Annotated in this window: 1 protein-coding gene and 1 pseudogene; both read left to right on the top strand. The window is 65.4% G+C overall.

All coding sequences use genetic code 11. From position 1 onward, the window contains the following. Positions 1-893: UDP-N-acetylmuramoyl-L-alanyl-D-glutamate--2,6-diaminopimelate ligase (locus tag EN925_RS33415; RefSeq protein WP_164894576.1), on the top strand; the 893-nt coding region annotated here is incomplete at its 5' end. Then, a pseudogene (gene murF / locus EN925_RS33420) lies at positions 890-2034 on the top strand (UDP-N-acetylmuramoyl-tripeptide--D-alanyl-D-alanine ligase); the annotation flags it as partial. The gene EN925_RS33415 and the pseudogene murF, both read left to right, overlap by 4 nt.

Here is a 2034-nt window from a genome sequence, read left to right on the forward strand (position 1 = left end):
GCGTGAAGCTGGCTGCCGGCGGCTTCACCAATCTCGGCCGCGACCATATGGATTATCATCCGACCATTGAGGATTATCACCGCGCCAAATTGCGCCTGTTCGACACGTTGCTGCCGAAGGGCGCGCCGGCCGTGATCTTCGCCGACGATCCATGGTCGGCGCCGACGACCGTGGCAGCAAAGGCTGCCGGGCTCAATGTGCTGACGGTCGGCCGCCATGGCGACTTCCTCAGGCTGAAACGGGTCGAGCACGAACGCCACCGCCAGCGGGCCGAAGTCGAGGCCGACGGCGTGCTCTACGAGATCGACCTGCCGCTGGCCGGTGATTTCCAGATTTCGAACGCGCTGGTTTCGGCGGGTCTTGCCATTTCCACGGGAACACCTGTCGCCAAGGCCTTGATGGCGTTGGAGAAACTGAAGGGCGCGCCGGGCCGGCTCGACCTCGTCGGCACCACCGGCAATGGCGCGCCGGTCTATGTCGACTATGCCCACAAGCCGGACGCGCTTGAAAACGTGCTGGCCTCGGTGCGGCCGTTCACCACCGGCCGCGTCATCGTCGTGTTCGGCTGCGGCGGCGACCGCGACCGGGGAAAAAGGCCGATCATGGGCGAAATCGCGACGCGGCTTGCCGATGTCGTCATCGTCACCGACGACAATCCGCGCTTCGAAGTGCCGGAAACGATCCGTGCCGCTATTTTGGCCGCTGCTCCAGGTGCCATCGAGATCGGCGACCGGCGCCAGGCGATCCACGAAGCGGTCGCCATGCTGCATGCCGGCGACACGCTGATCGTGGCCGGCAAAGGCCACGAGGAAGGCCAGACGATCGGCTCCGAGACCTTGCATTTCTCCGATCATGAGGAAGTCCGCGCGGCACTCACGGAGCGCGCAGCATGAGCTTGCTGTGGACCTCCGAAGCGCTGGTTGCCGCCATGGACGGGCGGCCGCTCGGGCCGATGCCGGATGGCATTTCAGGCATTTCGATCGACAGCCGCAGCCTGCAGCCGGGCGACGCCTTCTTCGCCATCAAGGGCGAGGCGATGGACGGCCATGACTTCGCAACCGCCGCCATCAAGGCTGGCGCTGGCGTGCTGGTGGTGGCCGAAGGCAAGCTGCCGTCGCTCGGCCGGCTGACAGCGCCGATCATCGTCGTCGAGGACGTGCTGGTCGCGCTGGAAAAGCTTGGAGTTGCATCGCGCGCCCGCTCGAGCGCGAAATCATCGCTGTGACCGGTTCGGCCGGCAAGACCACCACCAAGGAAGCGCTGCGCCATGTGCTGCAAGCCGTAGGCAAGGTGCATGCCTCGGCGCAGTCCTTCAACAATCACTGGGGCGTGCCGCTGACCTTGGCGCGGATGCCTGATGATTGCGACTATGCCGTGTTTGAAATCGGCATGAACCATCCCGACGAGATCCGTCCGCTGGTCAAGATGGTGAGGCCGCATGTCGCCATCGTCACCATGATCGCGGCGGCGCATCTCGGCTTTTTCCGCAATCTGGACGAGATCGCCAAGGCCAAGGCCGAGATTTTCGAGGGGCTGGAGCCCGAGGGGGCCGCCGTCCTCAACCGCGACGATGCCCGCTTCAAGATGCTCGACAAGATGGCCCATGCCGCCGGTGTCGAGCACGTCTACGGCTTCGGCGAGAATGCGCGCTCTACCTTCAAGCTCACCAAATGCGAACTGCATGCCGATCATTCCGACATCACCGCCAGGATCGGCGGCCACGAAGTGACGGCGCGGATCGGCGCGCCCGGCCGCCATATGGTGCAGAACGTGCTGGCGGTGCTGGGTGCGGCGCATCTGGTCGGCGCCGATCTCGACAAGGTTGCTTCAGCACTGGCCGATCTCTCCGCCGAGCGCGGGCGCGGCAAGCGCCATGTGCTGCGCCATCCCGGTGGCTCGACTTCGAGCCACCCCGGTGGACTGATCACGCTGATCGACGAAAGCTACAACGCCAATCCGGCATCGATGGCTGCTGCGATGGCGTTGCTCAACGCGACGCCGGTGACGGGCGAGGGCCGCCGCATCGCCGTGCTC

Source organism: Mesorhizobium sp. M7A.F.Ca.US.006.04.2.1, assembly GCF_004022915.1.
In the GTDB taxonomy this organism is placed as follows: Bacteria; Pseudomonadota; Alphaproteobacteria; order Rhizobiales; family Rhizobiaceae; genus Mesorhizobium; species Mesorhizobium ciceri.